Below are 17512 nucleotides of genomic sequence, written 5' to 3'. Positions count from 1 at the left end.
CAACTCAATGAAAAAAATTATCTTTTCGCTACTTGTAGCCTTAAGTTCCGTCAGTGCTGCACAAGCCGCAGATGCTAACGCAGGTAAAGAAAAAGCAGCTGTTTGTAGCGCCTGTCATGGCCCTACAGGCGTTAGTGCAAGTCCAATATTTCCTAACCTTGCCGGTCAAAATGACGCTTATATCATTAAGCAATTAAAAGATTTCAAATCAGGCGCTCGTACCGATGCCATGATGGCGCCTATGGCGGCTAACCTATCTGATGCAGATATGGCTGATTTAGCAGCTCACTTCTCCGGCTTACCTAGTGCCAACGAACAAGCTGCAGCATCAGCAAGTACAGGCTCTAGCGCAGAAACAGCACCAAGCAGTGCAGCCGTTGCCGGTAATGTTGAAGTTCTTTCTTCTACTCCAGCAGCAGCCATTTACGCAGGTAATGTCGCAGCAGGTAAAAATAAAGCGGTAGCATGTGCCGCCTGTCACGGCGCTGACGGTAACAGCCCAGCCCCTATGTACCCAAGCCTTGCCGGTCAAAGTGCTAACTATCTTGCCAAACAATTAGCTGATTTCAAATCAGGGGCTCGTAAAGACCCAGTAATGGCGGGTATGGTTGCCGCGTTATCGAAAGAAGACATCAACGACTTAGCCGCATTTTTCGCGGTGCAAAGTACTAATGCTGGTACTGGTGAGTCAAATGAAGCCGGCCATAAATTATATTTTGGCGGTGATGCTAAAAAAGGTGTGACCGCTTGTATTGCTTGTCATGGTGTAGCGGGTAAAGGTATGAAACAAGCTGGTTTTCCAAGCCTTACCGGCCAAAGTAAAGATTACTTGAAAAAGCAACTTGCTAGCTTCCGTGACGCCAGCCGTAGTAATGATAACAATGGCATTATGCGTAACATCGCCATTAAATTATCAGATGCTGATATTGAAGCTGTTGCACAATACATCACGTCATTAAAATAATAATGGCTTGGTTGCTTCATTAGCCAGTTTCTAAAAAAAGCAGCGTTTATCGCTGCTTTTTTTTTCATGGTACTTTTTCATAACTGACAATTAAATAGCCAGCGAGCAAGTGAATGGACAACTAGCAATTAAATGGACCACAAAATAAACCCAGCTTTCTTTGTCGCTTGCCAACAATGTGATGCACTTTATGACAAGCCGCAATTAAAACAAGGACAAATAGCCAAATGTAATCATTGCGGCAGTACCTTAATAGAACGTAAGGTTGATTCCATTGAACGTAGCTTTCACTGGTCTCTTGCTGGTTTAATGTTAATGTTACCGGCAATTTTGTTACCGCTCATGGGTATTACCTTGGCAGGACAATTTCATCAAGCCTCATTATTTGATTGTATTTTGGTATTGATTGATCGTGGCTTTTTTATGATTGCTTGCTTAGTATTTCTCTTTGCTATTGCCGTGCCCATTGTCCGTCTAGCGGGTGCACTTTATATTTCCTACTGCTTTAAATTTAATAAACTAAAGCCATCTTTATTGAATTTTTTCCGTGCTTATCATCATCTTGATAACTGGGCTATGCTCAATGTTTTTATGCTAGGTATCGTCGTTTCTATGTATAAATTAATTGATGATACTGAACTATCGATAAATCTGGGTTTATTTGCTTTTGTTTTCTGGTTAATTTGCTCCACTATGTCTGCTGCAGCACTCGACCAAGACTATATTTGGGATAAGTTAGAGCGGGCTTTTCCAAGGAACTGTGCTAATGAACACAGCTAAAAGCAATGGTTTATCCTTATGTCCTAAATGCCATAAGTTAAATAGTTTACAAGCCGAACCTCAGCAGTGTAGTCGCTGTCATGGTATGTTTTACCAACGTAAGCGCAACAGTTTACAATACACCTTGGCTTGGAATTTTGCCGCCCTATTAGCTTTTATTCCGGCTAACCTTTATCCGATAATGATTGTCTATCAATTTGGTATTCCTAATGAAGCCAACATTTTGTCAGGCATAGGCGAATTTATTGATCTGGGTTTATACCCGATAGCAATTATAATATTTACCGCCAGTATCATAGTGCCGCTAATAAAAATTATTGGTTTATTTGTGTTAGTTTATAAAGCACATACAGGGATCCGTTTAAAACCAAATAGACATAGTAAAATTTACCATATACTTGAGTTTTTAGGCCCTTGGTCAATGCTTGATGTCTTTGTTGTTGCTTTAATGGTTACCGTGGTAGAGCTTGGCTTTATTACCTCGGTAGCTGCAGGTCCTGCGATAAATTATTTTACCATTACGGTGATTTTCACCATGTTTGCTGCCAACAGTTTTGATCCACGCTTATTATGGGATAAAGCAGCGGATAAGAATACAGCAAAACAAGCACACTTACCGTCAGCAAACTTGCCCGACACTCTACCAGCCACTTTACCAGAAGAAAAAGGATAGCAATGACCAAGAACAAAGATATTGCCACCTCTGAGCATAATCAACAACCCAAGAATAACCGTGCAGAAGTTGTTCCGCGTCAGGGGATTTCTATTATTTGGTTTGTGCCTTTTATCGCGTTAATTTTTGGCATATGGCTTACGGTAAAGGTGGTTGCTGAACAAGGCACCATTATCACCATAGAATTTGATAATGGCTCTGGTATAGTGCCCAATAAAACCGAAGTACGCTATAAAGGTTTAGTCACTGGCTTGGTGAAAAAAGTTGTGCCTTCGCCAGACTTACAAAGTGTTATTGCCGAAGTGGAAATCTCGAAAGACTTCGCCGAATATTTAACCGAAAACACCCGTTTTTGGTTAGTCAGTGCCGATATTTCCCTGCAAGGTGTCTCGGGCTTAGATACCCTCATTTCCGGTAGCTATATTACTATATTACCGGATACCCGGAAAAATATGGCGAGTCAGAAGCACTTTATTGCCTTAGCTGAAGCCCCGACATTAGATATGTCGACCCCAGGTTTACACCTGACCTTGCATACTGATGTTTTAGGTTCTATTAGTGAAAATTCACCGATAAGCTTTAAACAAATCCCTATTGGCTATGTTACAGGGTATCACTATATTGAAAGCAGTAAAAAAATTGCCATCAATATTTTTATCAAGCCTGAGTTTGCTCACTTAGTAAAAGAGAACTCGCTATTTTATAACACCAGTGGCATACAAGTTACAGCCTCACTCTCTGGTGGCCTTAAGATCACTACCGATTCTTTAGCATCCATTATGGCCGGGGGCATTGCCGTAGATACCCTAAGTTACCAAGAAGAATTATCGCCAGCAAAGAATGGCCAAGAATACCCCTTACATGCTGACTTTCAATCAGCGGAAATGGGTCATGAAATCGAGTTAATCCTAGATTGGAATTCCGGCATAGATCACAATGCGGCCATTTTATTTCAAGGATTAACCATAGGCGTGATAGAGTCATTCAGTAAAATAGACCCTGTCAGGAGAAAAATTACTGCCATCGCTAAAGTGAATCCCCGTGTGGTGCCTTACTTAACGGAGCAGTCACAATTTTATATTGTTTCACCACAAATTAGTCTTACCGGCTTATCTAACGCTAAAACCTTATTAACAGGTAGCTACATTAGTATCAGACCCTCATTAGCAGGTAAAGCCAGTAATAAATTTAAAGTTTTTAATAGTAAACCGCCTTATAAATATAGTGAACCGGGTTTGCACTTAATACTAAAAAGCAATGATCGCCGTTCTTTACAGGTCGGTAGCAATGTTTATTACAAGCAACAAGTAGTTGGTAACATACAAGCCATTGAAACTACGGCCCCTGAACAGCATTTAATACATATACATCTGCAAAAAGAATTTAGTCATTATGTGAATAACAGCAGTCGTTTTTACAATAATTCCGGCATTAAAATCTCGGCAAGTTTACTGGGCATTGATATTCAAGCGCAGTCATTACAAACTATCTTAACCGGTGGTATTGCCTTTACTAATACGGATGGCAGTCAGGTTAAGCCGAAAAATGCTGTTGATAATGGTGATAGTTTTACCCTCTATGCCAATGAAAAACTGGCTGCACAAAATATTGCTTTCACGCTAAGTATCGCGCTAAGTGAAAAAATCACCACCAATACCCGAGTTTTATATCGTGGTGTTGAAATCGGCGCAATTCACCACATTAATATCCTCGGTGAATACCAGCAGCTGCAAGTAGGCTTATTAGCTAAATATCAGTATATATTAACAACAGATACCCAGTTTTATTTAGTTAAACCCAGCTTAAGCCTTTCTGGTGCTAGCGATACCGAGGCATTATTCGGCGGTAGCTACATCACTTTTAACCTTGGCCAAGGTGCAAAACAAACGCAGTTCACCTTGTTTAACAAACCACCGATAAAATTAGCCAGCGCCCCAGGTTTACAGCTTACCTTAACCACTGATCACGCCAATGTGGCGACACCGGGTAGTGCTATTAGTTATCGCGGCATAACCATTGGTCAAGTAGACCATGTCAGCCTAGATAAAGCGGCCGATAATATTAAAGTCAGCATTACCATAGATGAAGAGCATAAAGACCTAGTGCAAAGCACCAGCCGTTTTTATAATGCCAGCGGTATTACTATCTCTGGCGGCATAAGCGACTTCGTGGTTAAAACTGAATCTCTTGATGCTATTTTACGTGGCGCTATCAGTTTTTATACTCCTGAAAATGCGCTTACTAGCTCGATAACAACCAGTGCGCCCGTTGCAGAGTTGACCAGCTTCACCTTGTTTAAACATGAAGAGCAGGCAAAAGATGCCGGCCAAAGCATAAGCATACATTTTAACGATTTTTCCGGCTTAAAAGTTAATACCAAGGTGGTTTATCAAGAACAAACCATGGGCATAATTGAGCGTTTGATTTTTAGTGAAGATAAGGCCGGCGTTACCGCACTGGTGTTATTAAATGATCTAGGTAGCCAATATGCGCGACAAGGCACTAAGTTTTGGAAAATAGAACCAGTAATTGGCTTAGTCGGCTCAAAAAATATTGCCGCCTTACTTGAGGGTGCTTTTATTGGTTTATTACCCGCTCATTCATCTCAGGCTAAACAACTTGAGTTTGCCGCACTTGAACTCGCACCTACCGTTGAGCAACTAGCTTACGGTTTAAATATAAAATTAACCGCTACCCGTCTTGGCTCAGTACGTGTTGGTAATCCTGTTTTGTATCGTCAAATTAAAGTCGGCAAAGTGATTGGTATTGATTTATCACCTAGCGCGGATGAGGTAAATGTTTTTATTAACATTGCCAAACGTTACACGTCGCTGGTGAACGGTAAAAGCCAATTTTGGAACACCAGTGGTATCAAGATTGAAGCCGGAATTTTCTCTGGCATTTCTATTGATTCTGAATCAATAGAAACCCTGATTGCTGGTGGTGTCGCCTTTGCAACACCGGAGTTTGAGCATGAAAGTAGCAAGTTGCCACTAAGCTTTATTTTGCATCAAGATCTTGATCAGGATTGGTTGGAGTGGCAGCCTAGGATAGCCCTTAACCAACAAGCGGCAAAAGTTGAGTAAAAGCATTACTTAATTGCTTACATTTTTATTGCCGACAACGGTTTAATTTGGTGACTTTCTCATTTATGTTAACTTAACTCCTGTTAAGTTAAGTGAAATAAAACCACCAATGAGTAATCGCCTTACCGCATTATTAGCTAACTGGCTGCCAGAAAAAGACTCATGCCAGTGGGTACTGGCTAGCATTATTGAAACGCAAAGATCTTCTTATCGTAAAGCTGGTGCCATGATGCTTATTAACAGCCAAGGCAAAAGCTATGGTTTATTAAGCGGTGGCTGTCTTGAAGCAGATTTAATGCGCCAAGCGCAAAAGTGTTGGCATAAAAACATCAGTATTACTGTCTGTTACGATATGCAAGATGACAGTGATATTGCCTGGCAGCTAGGCATAGGTTGCGGCGGTTTAGTGAAAGTATTACTACAGCCTATCACTGCCGATAATAATTACCTCGACTTAGTCACTTTAAAAAGCCAACTTGATAATCGAAACGCTTGTTTTTACCATATTGATACCGGCAATACCCCAAGCACCTACCAAAGTAAGAACCAAGTTTTATCAAAACCAGTCAGCTGCCTTGAACCTTTACTTGCCATTAAACCAGCACCTGCCTTGGTTATTTTTGGTGGTGGCTTAGATGCTCAGCCCCTGGTTGACATAGCACATACCCTAGGTTGGTTTATTTGTTTAGTCGATAGTAGAACCGCTTATGCTAGAGCTGCCTATTTTAGCAAGGCTGATCTACTCATCAATCAAGATTATGCTAGCCTAGCGCAAAACCTGTTGTTACCCAAAGCCGATGCTGTGGTGATTATGCACCACAACGTTTGCCTCGATGCTCACGCCTTACAATTGGTTGCAAGCCAAGCTAATCTTGCCTCAGCTAGTTACTTGGGCTTATTAGGTCCTCAGCATCGCACAGAACAAGTACTGGAAAAAGCAGGATTAAACTCAACTGACTTTGCTAATAAGTTAGCCAGTCCTATGGGGTTTGATCTTGGTGGTGAGCTACCCGAGTCCATTGCGCTAGCCATCTTATCGCAAGCACATGCCAGTATAGAAAACGCTTCTGGCAAGTCTTTGGGTTACTTCCATAGTCAGTTAAGCACTAACAACATCAGCAGCATCACGAAAGTAGTTAAGCATGCAAGTTAATATAATTTTATTAGCAGCAGGAAAAGGCCTACGCTTTCAACAATCAGTTCCTAATCAAGTAGGCTGCGGGAGCATTAAACAGCTTGCTCAAATTGATGGTAAGCCACTAATTACCTATAGCATTGAAAAATTACAACCTTTACTTGAGCATGCTGGCGTTAACATTTTATATGTCACCTTAGGGGCAAATAAAAATGTAATAAAGTCCAGATTACCCGCGGAGGTTTCAGTCATTACCAGTCAACATTGGTCACAGGGCATGGGTCATACCCTAGCAGAATCAGTGCACTCGATTAAAGCTCATAGTAGTCATGTGTTAATTGCGCTGGCGGATCAAGCATTAGTCACCACTGAGCATTATCAAGCGTTACTTAACGCCAGCAAAGCCCAACCTAATAAAATTATTGCCACCCGATGCGATGAACAATTAATGGCACCTGCTATTTTCCCGGAAAAATACTTTCCGCAACTGCTAAAACTGCAAGGAGATAAGGGCGCAGGTAAATTATTACAACAACATGCCAATAAATTTGATGCCATCACTTGTGCAGAGGCAAAATTCGATATTGATACCTTGGCTGATTTAGAGCAAGTCAGACAATACTTACAAAACGCTCAAGCAGAGAATAACTTAAGTGAAACAACACCTTAACACTGTAAAAACCTGGAGCCAGTATGATCAAAATAACCCTAAACAAAAAGCCTATTGAGCTTGATGTTGATCCACAAATGCCACTACTTTACGTCCTGCGTGATGAGCTAAAACTCACCGGCACCAAGTTTGGTTGCGGTGCTGGACAATGTGGCGCTTGCACCGTGCACGTTAATGGTAAAGCTATTCGATCTTGTGTGACCCCGGTATCGGCTATTGCTGAGCAAGAAATTACCACTATTGAAGGCTTAGCCGATAAAAACGGTAACTTAGGTGAAAGTGCCGTACAAGTTGCTTGGCGCGAATTCAAAGTACCCCAATGTGGATATTGTCAAAGTGGCCAAATGATGAGTGCTGCGGCGTTATTGCAAGATATTCCTCAGCCAACCGATGAGCAAATCATTGAACACATGCAAGGTAACATTTGTCGCTGTGGCACCTATAAACGCATTAAAGCGGCAATAAAGTCAGCGGCGACTCACTCTTCCGCCCGTCAGTTTGCTAACAAAAAGCAAGGAGCATAACCATGAACTCTATTAAAAATGTCAGTCGTCGTAGCTTCTTAAAAGTTGCCGGTATTTCAACTGGTGCCTTTGTTTTAGGTATTAACTTACCCCTTGCTAGCGCACAAACCAAATCCTCGAGCAGCACACTCAGTCATGAATTAAATTTCTTTGTCAGTATTGCCAGCGACTCTATGGTGACCTTAGTTTGTCATCGCAGTGAAATGGGCCAAGGCATTCGCACCAGTGTGCCGCAAATTATTGCCGAAGAGCTAGAAGCTGATTGGCAAAAAGTGATTGTGGTACAAGCTAAAGCCGATGCAAAATATGGCTCGCAAGGTACCGCAGGCTCAGCGTCTATTCGTAATCATTTCACCAGTATTCGTCAAATAGGCGCAGTCGCTCGTGAAATGTTAGAGCAAGCTGCCGCTAATATTTGGCAAGTACAACGCAGCGCCGTTAAAGCGCAACAGCATTTTGTTGTTCATAACGCTACCGGTGAAAAAATTAGCTTTGGTGAACTTGCCAGTCACGCCGCCAAACTCACCCCGCCGGATAGCAAAACCATTAAGTTAAAAGCCAATCGTGATTTTTCACTCATTGGTAAAGACGTCAAATTAACCGACTTAGACGATATTGTTGCTGGTAAAGCACAATACGCCCAAGATATACAACTGCCTAATATGCTTATTGCCACGATTGTCAGACCGCCAGTCGTTGGCGGTAAAGTTTTATCTTTTGACGCCAGCGAAGCCTTAAAAGTAACCGGCGTGGTGGATGTTATCGCCCTTAAGCCGCGAAGTATCCCGGTGGCTATTAATCCCTTAGGTGGTGTCGCGGTATTAGCCAACAATACTTGGGCTGCCCTTGAAGGTCGTAAAAAGTTAAAAATCAAATGGCAACATGGTGATAAGCAAAGCCACAACAGCAGTGAATTTAGTAAACAGCTTGTTAAACAAGTGCATCAACAAGGTGAAACCGTTGCCAGTAAAGGCAATGTTTATAGCCATAAATATAATGACAAAAACACCTTAGAGGCGACTTATACTGTGCCTTACATACACCATGCGCCAATGGAAACACCTGCCGCTACCGCGGTTGTTAAAGGCAACAAATGTACTATTTGGGCCGGCACACAAAATCCACAGTGGGCTAAGAGTACTGTTGCCCGTGAGTTAGGACTAAGCGAGGATGAGCACGACAATATTGAGCTTAATGTCACACTAATGGGCGGCGCTTTTGGTCGTAAATCTAAGGCTGACTTTATTGTGGAAGCGGTTGAATTAGCGAAGGCCAGTAAACGGCCGGTAAAAGTAATTTGGAGTCGTGAAGATGATATTCAACATGGCTATTATCATTCAATCTCAGCCAATTACTGCAAAGCGGAACTAACCACTAATGGCAGTGCTGATCATTGGATAAGTCGTAATGCCTACCCACCTATTGGCTGGTTATGGAATGCCGAAGCTAAAGTTCCCAGTGATAGCCAACTGGCCCTTGGCTTTGGTGATATTCCCTTTGCCTTGAACAATTTAAGCATCGAAAAACATGCGGTCGACTCTTTTGTCAGACCGGGTTGGGTTCGCTCAGTCGCCTGTATTAATAACGGCTTTGCACTGGGCTCTTTTGTCGATGAACTCGCGGTAAAAGCAAAGTTATCCACTAGGCAGATGTGGCTAAATTTACTCGGTATCGATCGCCATGTCGACCCTAATAAAAATGGCTTCAACTACGCTAATTATGATTTAGACTTAACTGCTCATCCAATTGATACCAAGCGGATGAAAGACCTAATCAACTTAGTTAGTGATAAGGCCAAGGTTGAACAAGCACTACCGGAAAACCAAGGTTGGGGCATCAGCTTTTTACGTAGCTTTGGCTCTTTTGTGGCCGCAGCAACGAAAGTTTCAGTTGTTAACAATAAAGTCACCGTACTTGAAATGCATACCGCGGTAGATTGTGGCATTGTCATTACCCCTGATAGGGTGAAAGCGCAAATGGAAGGCGCCATGGTATTTGGTTTATCCATTGCTTTGATGAATGAGATCTCAGTAAAAGACGGCCGTGTTGAGCAAAGTAATTTTCATGATTACCCGGTAGCACGTATTGGCCAAGTACCGGAAATGCATGTGCATATTGTTGAATCTGACGCACCGCCGGGTGGTATTGGTGAGCCTGGTGTGCCACCGATAGCGCCGAGCATTACTAACGCTATTTATCATGCCAGTAAAGTGCGCATTAGGGATTTACCGGTGAATAAAGTCTTTAGCGTTTAGGAAAAAATCGCGTTAACACAAATGCTGTTAGCGCCATTTATTTTATCAATTAAATAATTACTTATACCATTTTCATTAAGTTTGTGATCTTGTTGTGTGTAGGGAAAATAAATCAGGGCAAGGCGGGCTATTGGGATTGAGAGCAACGCCGCCTTGGAGTGTTTAAACCAGCACAAGTGGGCAATAATTTAATGAAATTAGTATTACTTAACTTGAATAACTTACGCTCTAAAACAAAGCCCATAATCCCGCTCGCCAATAACAATACCGCCAATACTTGCAACCAGGCATTAATAGCTATGGGTTGTTGTAAAGGCATTTCATGCTTCGCCTTGCTAAAAAAACGACTGCCCCGGCAACCAGCTCTGTAAAAGAGTAACCTTTTTTTTCAGGGATTAACTTTATTAAAACATCGCTACGCTGCGCCATAGTCACGCTTAACTGGCGCGATTTTTTATCTTTTTCATTACGATCTTTACTATCAATAAGGCCACGCCATTGCCAAAAAATATCGCTTGGCTCACCCGCTAGTACCATACCACCTGAGTGGTATTCATACAGGGTTTCATTAATAACCTTGGCCTAGCTGAGCCAAGGTTATTAAGTAAGTAACAGCGAGTGCGCGATACAGCACTCGCTTTTTTCTGCCCAAAGAAAACCGCCCAAATAATAAAAATGCATAAAATTCACTTTATAAGACACTCAATGGTTGACAAAAGCGGCTATTTGCCCGAACATATAGCCATCTAAACGCCCAAACACCCAAAAATAAATAAAGAAGAAATATTTTGACTACGCACTCAGAGCTACAAGCCAGATATAATGATATTAATCGCGGTGTCTACTTTATCGGCACCACACCGCCCAAAAGTGATACCCCACTTGATAAAGTGGCTGAAATTGCCGATAAGCTACTTGAACGTGTTAGTGATATCGACTTTGATGGCCTGATTGTTTATGACATTCAAGATGAAAATTCGCGTATTAGTAAACCCAGACCTTTCCCATTCAAATCAACCCATGACACTAGGCTTTATTCTTCTATATTGAATAAAAAATCTAATCGTCCAGTCATTACTTATAAAAGCGTGACTCAATCCAATAGTGATGACTTTAATGAATGGGCAAACGAGGCGTGGCAGAAATATGGCGTCAGAGATGTAGTGCTGGTAGGTAGCCCATCAAAGGATAATAAAGTTTCCTTATCTTTGGCTAGTGCATATCAAACGTTAGTCGATAACCCCCATGATTTTTTCATTGGTGGTGTTACTATTGCTGAGCGCCATGCTAATAAGAAAGATGAACATCAGCGCTTAATTTCCAAACACCAACAAGGCTGTAGTTTCTTTATTTCTCAAGCCATATACAACCCACAAGCAACCATAGACTTGCTTACCCGTTATGCCATTGAATGCCAAAAACAAGGCTTAAAACCACAACGCTTGATCTTAACATTCTCCCCCTGTGGTAGTGAAAAGACCTTAGAATTTATTGACTGGTTAGGCGTCAATGTTCCCGAGGCGACCAGTTTACGTATTCTTAATGCCAAAAACCCTTTGTATGAATCAATTCGTATTTGTGTCAATAGCTTGCAGCAAATTTTAGATGCCGTCATCCCTTATGACTTACCTTTAGGTTTAAATATTGAGAGCTTAACTAATCGTAAAGAAGAAATAGACGGCTCAATTTTGTTATATAAGTTATTACGTTCAAAAATGGACAATTTTTTAGCGAAAAAAGAATTGGCGGCTTTAAATAAATAAATAATAAATATATAACACCCCGCTATTTTTCCAAAATAACTCATCGTTATGATGAGTTATTTAAGCTATTCATTGTCCTTAAGCGCTTCAGCGATAGCCTTGTTTGTTAACCCCGCCGCTGAGAAAATGACCGGTTGGCAATCAGCAGAGTTACTCGGTAAGAACATTCATGAATATCATCACCATAGTCATGCCAATGGTGAGCACTACCCTAAAGAAGAATGCCATATTTCCCAAACTATGCATGACGGTATTGAGCGTAAAATTACCAATGAAGTATTTTGGCGTAAAGACGGTAGCTGTTTTTCGAGATGTTAGCCAACAAAAGCTAGCGGATGACAATCTCAGAGCGGCATTGAAAAAAGTAAAAGATCTTACCGAGAAGCTGCAAGATGAAATTAATGAAAGCTCGAGTGGCTCGGGCTTAGAGGGTAACAGTAAACCATTTCGAGCTATGCTCAAACAAATAAATTTAGTCGAAAAAACCGACAGTACGGTATTAATTCTCGGAGAAAATGGCACAGGTAAAGAAGTAGTCGCCCGTAATGTACACCAACTCAGTCAACGCCATAACTCCCCCCTAGTAAAAGTAAACTGGTCTCTTACGCCAGCTTAAGCATAATTTTTACTGCCTTACTGGTCTGGGCAATAGATAGCCGAATTCCCCTAGAAGCCAATGTTATTCGTGATAGAACGGCTTTGTACCGCGTTAATTTTGCCGGTGTGGTCGAAAACACTTTCACTTTAAAAATTTTAAATAAAAGTCAGCTGCCACTGCACTTTACTATTAATGTCGATAATTTAGCGGGGACAGCAGTAAAGCTTGATAAAAAAGTACTTATTGGCGCTGGTATTATGCCAGAGTTCCCTATCACCCTGGCTATTGATGGCGATAAGTTGCCGCAAAAGATAACTCGTTTTAACTTTATTATTCAGGCTATCGAGCAAGCAGACATTGTCTTGCAAAAAAGTAGCGTCTTTTTTCGCAACTAACTCACACCCAAGCCAAAGCAAATGAGAATTGATTACATTAATTTAAGATGATAGGCTAATTTCATTCACTTACACTTTGCTAGTGTCACTGTCATTGGCTTGCCACTGGAATAACTCATCAAGAGGGCTGGCAAATATATCGCTTAGACAAAATGCTACTTCTAATGACGGTGAGTACTTGCCAGCCTCGATAGCCGCAATCGTTTGACGGGTTACCCCTATGGCTTTAGCTAATTGTTGTTGAGTCATCTCATCTTTTTCAAAACGCTTTTTTCTTAGCTGATTACTAATAACGCCTTTCGCTTTTTTACTCATGTTTTTCACCTTTACTGTTTACCTGTACTAGGCACATTAACTCTTCTGCTAAGCAGCTTTGCGGTACCGATAAATTTGTGTCGCCCGTAAAACAAACTCAACCAATAGGCCTGAAAACATTAAGCCGTGAATGAGAAAGTCGATGGGAGGGACGTTAGTGAAAAAGGGGTAATTAGTAATAACGCCTTGGCAAAATATATGGACAAACAAAATAATGATGCAAGTACTCAAGTTATAGTAAGCCCATCTAGTCGCTCTAGCTTCAATCACTTCGTCTCTTTCATCAATCAAAGAGATGTCTTCACCGTCACCATTCACCTTGCTAATAACAGCTAAAATGGTAAAAGCAATGATAACAAAAATGATACTGGCGATTATTGTGCTCGCCCATAAGGCAACTATTTGTTCGGCATGGCTGGCAAAGTTTCCCTCAAGCTGAGTGATACCATTGGCATAATACCAGGCGATGAATAGGGTAAAAGTCACACTAATCCATGCGGTTTGCTCACTAAAATTACTATTTTTAAAAATCATAGCTAACCTTCCTACCTTTACAATGTTAAGTAAACTTAACACAGAGTAAGTTTAAACAAACATAATGTCAAATATTATTAACATTGCATTATGTTAAGTTAACACTACTTAGTAAGTCGCTCAATCAGGTTTTACACTAATTTTTACTATACTTAGTGAATCCGCCCGTAACAACTAGGTAAGGATTATGCATTTTGATACCGGCATTTTAGTACTGGTATTTGTGGTGCTATCGCTAATAATTGGTGCTATCACCCGTGATGTCCTAAAAAACACCCCCATTCCCTATTCAGTGGCGCTATTGGTTATTGGCTTAGCGCTCGGTTTGCTCCAACGTAGTGGCATCTTCGCGCAATATATACCGTTAATGGAGCAAACTGTGCTGATGATCGCCGAAGTCGATCCACATTTAATCCTGTGGTTGTTCCTACCTATCCTAATTTTTGAAAGTGCCTTCGCCATGGAGGTGCATTTATTTCGCCGTATTTTTTCCCAAATAGCACTACTAGCGGTGCCAGGTTTGATGGTAGCAACCCTGTTAACCGCCGTACTGGCAAAATATGCTTTTCCTTGGGATTGGAGTTGGCCCTTATGTTTTATGTTTGGCGCCCTCATTAGTGCTACCGACCCCGTGGCTGTGGTGGCGTTACTGAGAGAATTAAGCTCGCGTAAACGACTGGAGACCTTGATTGAAGGTGAGTCATTATTTAACGATGGCACCGCGATAGTTTTTTTTATGCTATTTCTGTCTATGGTGGTCAGCCCGAGTGAAGTAAACATAAATCCACTATTCATTGCTTGGGATTTTTTACGGGTAGTATTTATTGGCGGCTTTATCGGCGCTTTCTTTGGTCTTATTGTCATTCATTGGATTGGCCGAATATTCAACGACCCCATGATTGAAATCACGCTATCTATCGTGGTTTCTTACCTGGCCTTTATGGTCGCCGAAGCGTTACATGTTTCCGGTGTAGTCGCTGTGGTGGTATTGGCGTTAATGTTTGCCAGCTTAGGCCGCACTAAAATTTCTCCTGAGGTCAGTGGTTTTTTACATCACTTTTGGGAGATGATGGCTCATATTGCCAATACTATTATCTTCTTACTGGTGGGCACCCTCATCGCCGGTAGAGTGCAACTAGATAATAGCCAAATGTGGTTTGCTTTGCTGATTTTATATATTAGTGTACAAGTTATTCGTAGTCTTTCGGTGGCGCTATTTATGCCATTACTTAAACGTATTGGCATAGGTATCACCCGAGAAAAAGCCATTGTGTTAGTTTGGGGCGGCTTACGCGGTGCGGTATCATTAGCTTTGGCACTAACCGTGGCACAAAATGAACTCATACCTAGAGAAATAGGTGATCAGATCCTGTTTTTATGCGCCGGCATTGTCGTACTAACCATGTTAATTAATGGTGGCAGCATGGGTTGGCTACTTAAAAAGTTAGCCCTTAATCGTTTACCCGAAGCAAAACAAGCCACAGTAGATAAAGCCAGTGGCGAAATAAATAAAACCCTATCGGCTATCTTACCCGAGATGATGGCCGATGAGTTTTTAAAAGGCGCCAATTGGCCACAAGTTAAAAAAATTTCCGGTATTCATGCGGTCAGCATCCAAACCCAAGTAGATAAAATCAGTGAGAAAGAGTTAATCACTGCCTACCAGCGACGTTTGCTCGAAACTGAACGTAAACATTATTGGACTCAGTTTGAACAAGGCACCTTGGGGGAAGGGGCGACCAACAAACTCGTAGCCTCGGTTGAACATGCCCTTGATGGCACACCCACCATAGCACCACGTACTGAACTAGAAAGTTTATGGCAAACACCGCCACTGTTAAATGCTTTAAAAAATATTAAAACAATGAAAAAATTCGCCCTAAAACTTAGCTTTAATCGTTTGTCATTAAGTTATGAGGTTGCCCGGGGCTTTATTCAGGCTCAAAGTGAACTTAAATCACATATTGATGAGTTAGCGCCCAACGATATAGCCGCTGAAGATGTACATGTTATGGTCGAAGATAACAAAAAAACGACAATGTGTTATATCACCAGTTTGCGCGAAGCCTTTCCAGAGATCATCCATAGCTTAGAAACTTACTCTGCTTGTCGATTGCTATTGTATCGCGAGCGAGCGGTTATAACGCAGCAACTAAAACAAGCGGTACTTGATAAACCCGAAGCAGAGCGCATGATAATGGCGGTGGAAAAACGCATGGCGGCACTCAATAAAGCGACCAATATTGAAAGCTCAATTTCTGGCGAGCAGTTAATCAAACAGCTCGCTTGGTTACAAAAACTGCCCAAAAGCACGCAAGATAAAGTTAACGCCATAATGCAGCACAGTATTTATAACTCCAATGAAGAAATAACCAAGGCTGGCAAGGCCTTTTGTGCCTTAGGCATTATCACGCGAGGTACAGTGGAACTAGTACGAGAACAAGATGGCAAAACAATTACCAGTGTCTTAGGTATGGGCGAAACAGTGAGTGCGATATCGTTACTCTCTGGCTTTTCTGCTGATACTATTAAAGCGACTTCCTTGGTGGATATTATTTGGTTGCCTGGTGAAAAAATAAAACCTATCTTAGCCACTGAGCCTGAATTATCACAAGCTATTGGTAAAATGATGCAATAAATTACCCCACACAATAATTAAGTAGCAACATACTTAATTAGCATGGCAAAACACATAAATACCACTAAATAACGTAAATAGCTCACCGGTATTTTGAATAAGCAATGAGAACCTAACCAAGCACCTATAAATTGCCCCACCATCATGAGCATGCCCAGTAACCAGACTACATGACCAGCAAACAAAAACACCAGCAGTGAGGCAATATTACTGGCAAAATTCAAGGTTTTTGCGATAGCCGTTGCTTCAAGAAATTTCTGACCACGTAAAGCTCGACCTGCCAAGGTAAAAAACGAGCCAGTTCCAGGACCCAAAATCCCGTCATAAAAACCAATGAGCGGTACAACAAACTTCTTATAACCTGCTGATGATACTCTCACCGGCTTATTCGCTTCATCAACCATTGGTGTGATTAAAAAATATATACCGATACAAGTAATCACCACGGGAATAATAACCGTCAGCATTTGTGCATCAATAAACTGAAGAATAACAGTACCTATCACCGAGCCAATGAAAGCAGATAGCATTAAGTATTTCACCTGATGCCAGCGCACTCGTCTACCACGTAACATCATCACGCTGGCCGTAGCTGCGCCCATACTTGATTGCAATTTATTCGTTGCCAATGCAGCTAAAGGCGGCATGCCAGTCATCATTAACGCCGGCAGGGTTAATAAACCACCGCCACCTGCCAAGGTATCAAGAAAACCGGCAACAATGGCGATGGTAAATAAAAAGAAATACATTTCAATAGTTAAGCTGGCAAACTCCACAACAGGTCCTCTAAATTTCAACTAAGTATCGAGCCAAACCACCTGAAGATACTGGTTCCTACCTGTCCAACGAGGACACATTTTCAATCAGCTTGGCAATACATCAACCAATAGCCGCATATTTTAAGCAAGTGCTCAACAATTAGCAACACACTAGGGGGCAATAATCGATTTCACCGAGGAAAATAAAGTGCCAGTTTTAGCTTAATTATGATGAAATAATACCCTTTTCATTAAGTTTTTGATCTTGTTGTGCGTAGGAAAAACACTTCAGGACAAGGCGCTTGATTGAGCAATAGCTGGCTATTGGGATTGAAAGCAACGAAGGGCTGGATTATTTTAACCAGTACAAGTGAGCAATCATTTAATGAAACTGGTATAAGACTTAACCAATGAAGTGTGACTA

Annotated in this window: 17 protein-coding genes and 1 pseudogene; 14 read left to right on the top strand and 4 right to left on the bottom strand. The window is 41.5% G+C overall.

The features are described from left to right. Positions 1-7 precede the first annotated feature (7 nt). The 9 genes and pseudogenes from CMT41_RS19860 to CMT41_RS01195 form a co-directional block, all read left to right on the top strand. Positions 8-277 (top strand): annotated as a pseudogene (locus tag CMT41_RS19860) (c-type cytochrome); the annotation flags it as partial. A 144-nt stretch (positions 278-421) separates the two neighbouring features. Continuing rightward, positions 422-964, top strand: coding sequence for a c-type cytochrome (locus CMT41_RS19855; RefSeq protein ID WP_442855076.1), 543 nt, complete (start codon positions 422-424; stop codon positions 962-964). A gap of 132 nt (positions 965-1096) precedes the next feature. Next, positions 1097-1744, top strand: coding sequence for a paraquat-inducible protein A (locus CMT41_RS01225; RefSeq protein ID WP_057179345.1), 648 nt, complete (start codon positions 1097-1099; stop codon positions 1742-1744). Beyond that, positions 1731-2417, top strand: a complete 687-nt coding sequence (locus CMT41_RS01220; protein ID WP_058026122.1) for a paraquat-inducible protein A — start codon at positions 1731-1733, stop codon at positions 2415-2417. The genes CMT41_RS01225 and CMT41_RS01220 overlap by 14 nt, the downstream gene beginning before the upstream one ends. Positions 2418-2419: 2 nt before the next feature. Further along, the gene (locus CMT41_RS01215; protein WP_058026121.1) at positions 2420-5503 is read left to right on the top strand and encodes a PqiB family protein; all 3084 of its coding nucleotides are present in this window, start codon (positions 2420-2422) and stop codon (positions 5501-5503) included. Between the two features lie 109 nt (positions 5504-5612). Beyond that, positions 5613-6656: an XdhC family protein gene (locus tag CMT41_RS01210; protein ID WP_057179342.1), complete on the top strand. Its 1044-nt coding sequence runs from the start codon at positions 5613-5615 to the stop codon at positions 6654-6656. Continuing rightward, positions 6646-7308 carry a nucleotidyltransferase family protein gene (locus tag CMT41_RS01205; protein ID WP_058026120.1) on the top strand — a complete coding sequence of 221 codons (663 nt, stop codon included), beginning with the start codon at positions 6646-6648 and terminating at the stop codon, positions 7306-7308. Before CMT41_RS01210 ends, CMT41_RS01205 begins: the two co-directional genes overlap by 11 nt. Positions 7309-7331: 23 nt before the next feature. Then, the gene (locus CMT41_RS01200; protein ID WP_058026119.1) at positions 7332-7832 is read left to right on the top strand and encodes a (2Fe-2S)-binding protein; all 501 of its coding nucleotides are present in this window, start codon (positions 7332-7334) and stop codon (positions 7830-7832) included. A gap of 2 nt (positions 7833-7834) precedes the next feature. Then, positions 7835-10087, top strand: coding sequence for a xanthine dehydrogenase family protein molybdopterin-binding subunit (locus tag CMT41_RS01195; RefSeq protein WP_058026118.1), 2253 nt, complete (start codon positions 7835-7837; stop codon positions 10085-10087). A gap of 297 nt (positions 10088-10384) precedes the next feature. Here the strand turns inward: CMT41_RS01195 and CMT41_RS01185 are convergent, their stop codons facing one another. Continuing rightward, a complete protein-coding gene (locus tag CMT41_RS01185) occupies positions 10385-10624 on the bottom strand; it encodes a hypothetical protein (protein WP_058026116.1) in 240 nt (79 codons plus the stop codon). A 251-nt stretch (positions 10625-10875) separates the two neighbouring features. Here CMT41_RS01185 and CMT41_RS01180 point away from each other — a divergent pair, with 251 nt between their 5' ends. From CMT41_RS01180 to CMT41_RS01165, 4 genes are read left to right on the top strand one after another with little or no spacing between them, the layout of a single operon-like run. Beyond that, positions 10876-11850: a methylenetetrahydrofolate reductase gene (locus CMT41_RS01180; RefSeq protein ID WP_057179337.1), complete on the top strand. Its 975-nt coding sequence runs from the start codon at positions 10876-10878 to the stop codon at positions 11848-11850. 48 nt (positions 11851-11898) lie between these two features. After that, complete coding sequence (locus CMT41_RS19850) at positions 11899-12168, top strand: PAS domain S-box protein (protein ID WP_058026115.1); 270 nt, start codon at positions 11899-11901, stop codon at positions 12166-12168. After that, the gene (locus CMT41_RS19845) at positions 12122-12466 is read left to right on the top strand and encodes a sigma 54-interacting transcriptional regulator (RefSeq protein ID WP_442855059.1); all 345 of its coding nucleotides are present in this window, start codon (positions 12122-12124) and stop codon (positions 12464-12466) included. The genes CMT41_RS19850 and CMT41_RS19845 overlap by 47 nt, the downstream gene beginning before the upstream one ends. Next, positions 12445-12843 carry a FixG Ig-like domain-containing protein gene (locus CMT41_RS01165; protein WP_082606380.1) on the top strand — a complete coding sequence of 133 codons (399 nt, stop codon included), beginning with the start codon at positions 12445-12447 and terminating at the stop codon, positions 12841-12843. Before CMT41_RS19845 ends, CMT41_RS01165 begins: the two co-directional genes overlap by 22 nt. 69 nt (positions 12844-12912) lie before the next feature. Here CMT41_RS01165 and CMT41_RS01160 read toward each other — a convergent pair whose 3' ends face one another. Together CMT41_RS01160 and CMT41_RS01155 are read right to left on the bottom strand one after the other, a co-directional pair. Further along, positions 12913-13158 carry a helix-turn-helix transcriptional regulator gene (locus CMT41_RS01160; protein ID WP_057179334.1) on the bottom strand — a complete coding sequence of 82 codons (246 nt, stop codon included), beginning with the start codon at positions 13156-13158 and terminating at the stop codon, positions 12913-12915. 48 nt (positions 13159-13206) lie between these two features. Next, positions 13207-13692: a hypothetical protein gene (locus CMT41_RS01155; protein ID WP_057179333.1), complete on the bottom strand. Its 486-nt coding sequence runs from the start codon at positions 13690-13692 to the stop codon at positions 13207-13209. A 187-nt stretch (positions 13693-13879) separates the two neighbouring features. On the opposite strand from CMT41_RS01155, the gene CMT41_RS01150 reads away from it, so the two are divergent. Next, a complete protein-coding gene (locus CMT41_RS01150; protein WP_057179332.1) occupies positions 13880-16330 on the top strand; it encodes a cation:proton antiporter in 2451 nt (816 codons plus the stop codon). Positions 16331-16347: 17 nt separating this feature from the next. Here the strand turns inward: CMT41_RS01150 and CMT41_RS01145 are convergent, their stop codons facing one another. Then, entirely contained in the window at positions 16348-17106 is a 759-nt protein-coding gene (locus CMT41_RS01145; protein WP_057179331.1) for a TSUP family transporter, read from the bottom strand. Positions 17107-17512 lie beyond the last annotated feature (406 nt).

Origin of the sequence: Colwellia sp. MT41 (genome assembly GCF_001444365.1) — a bacterium.
GTDB classification, from domain to species: domain Bacteria; phylum Pseudomonadota; class Gammaproteobacteria; order Enterobacterales; family Alteromonadaceae; genus Colwellia; species Colwellia marinimaniae.
Note: the sequence above shows the minus strand (reverse complement) of the source record. Positions and strands in the feature narration are given on the sequence as shown.

Bases quoted from the DNA above. Each gene is read 5' to 3' on its own strand.
- CMT41_RS01225 (WP_057179345.1), top strand. From the start codon at position 1,097: ATGGACCACAAAATAAACCCAGCTTTCTTTGTCGCTTGCCAACAATGT.
- CMT41_RS01220 (WP_058026122.1), top strand. From the start codon at position 1,731: ATGAACACAGCTAAAAGCAATGGTTTATCCTTATGTCCTAAATGCCAT.
- CMT41_RS01215 (WP_058026121.1), top strand. From the start codon at position 2,420: ATGACCAAGAACAAAGATATTGCCACCTCTGAGCATAATCAACAACCC.
- CMT41_RS01210 (WP_057179342.1), top strand. From the start codon at position 5,613: ATGAGTAATCGCCTTACCGCATTATTAGCTAACTGGCTGCCAGAAAAA.
- CMT41_RS01205 (WP_058026120.1), top strand. From the start codon at position 6,646: ATGCAAGTTAATATAATTTTATTAGCAGCAGGAAAAGGCCTACGCTTT.
- CMT41_RS01200 (WP_058026119.1), top strand. From the start codon at position 7,332: ATGATCAAAATAACCCTAAACAAAAAGCCTATTGAGCTTGATGTTGAT.
- CMT41_RS01195 (WP_058026118.1), top strand. From the start codon at position 7,835: ATGAACTCTATTAAAAATGTCAGTCGTCGTAGCTTCTTAAAAGTTGCC.
- CMT41_RS01185 (WP_058026116.1), bottom strand. From the start codon at position 10,624: ATGGTACTAGCGGGTGAGCCAAGCGATATTTTTTGGCAATGGCGTGGC.
- CMT41_RS19850 (WP_058026115.1), top strand. From the start codon at position 11,899: ATGATGAGTTATTTAAGCTATTCATTGTCCTTAAGCGCTTCAGCGATA.
- CMT41_RS19845 (WP_442855059.1), top strand. From the start codon at position 12,122: ATGAAGTATTTTGGCGTAAAGACGGTAGCTGTTTTTCGAGATGTTAGC.
- CMT41_RS01160 (WP_057179334.1), bottom strand. From the start codon at position 13,158: ATGAGTAAAAAAGCGAAAGGCGTTATTAGTAATCAGCTAAGAAAAAAG.
- CMT41_RS01155 (WP_057179333.1), bottom strand. From the start codon at position 13,692: ATGATTTTTAAAAATAGTAATTTTAGTGAGCAAACCGCATGGATTAGT.
- CMT41_RS01150 (WP_057179332.1), top strand. From the start codon at position 13,880: ATGCATTTTGATACCGGCATTTTAGTACTGGTATTTGTGGTGCTATCG.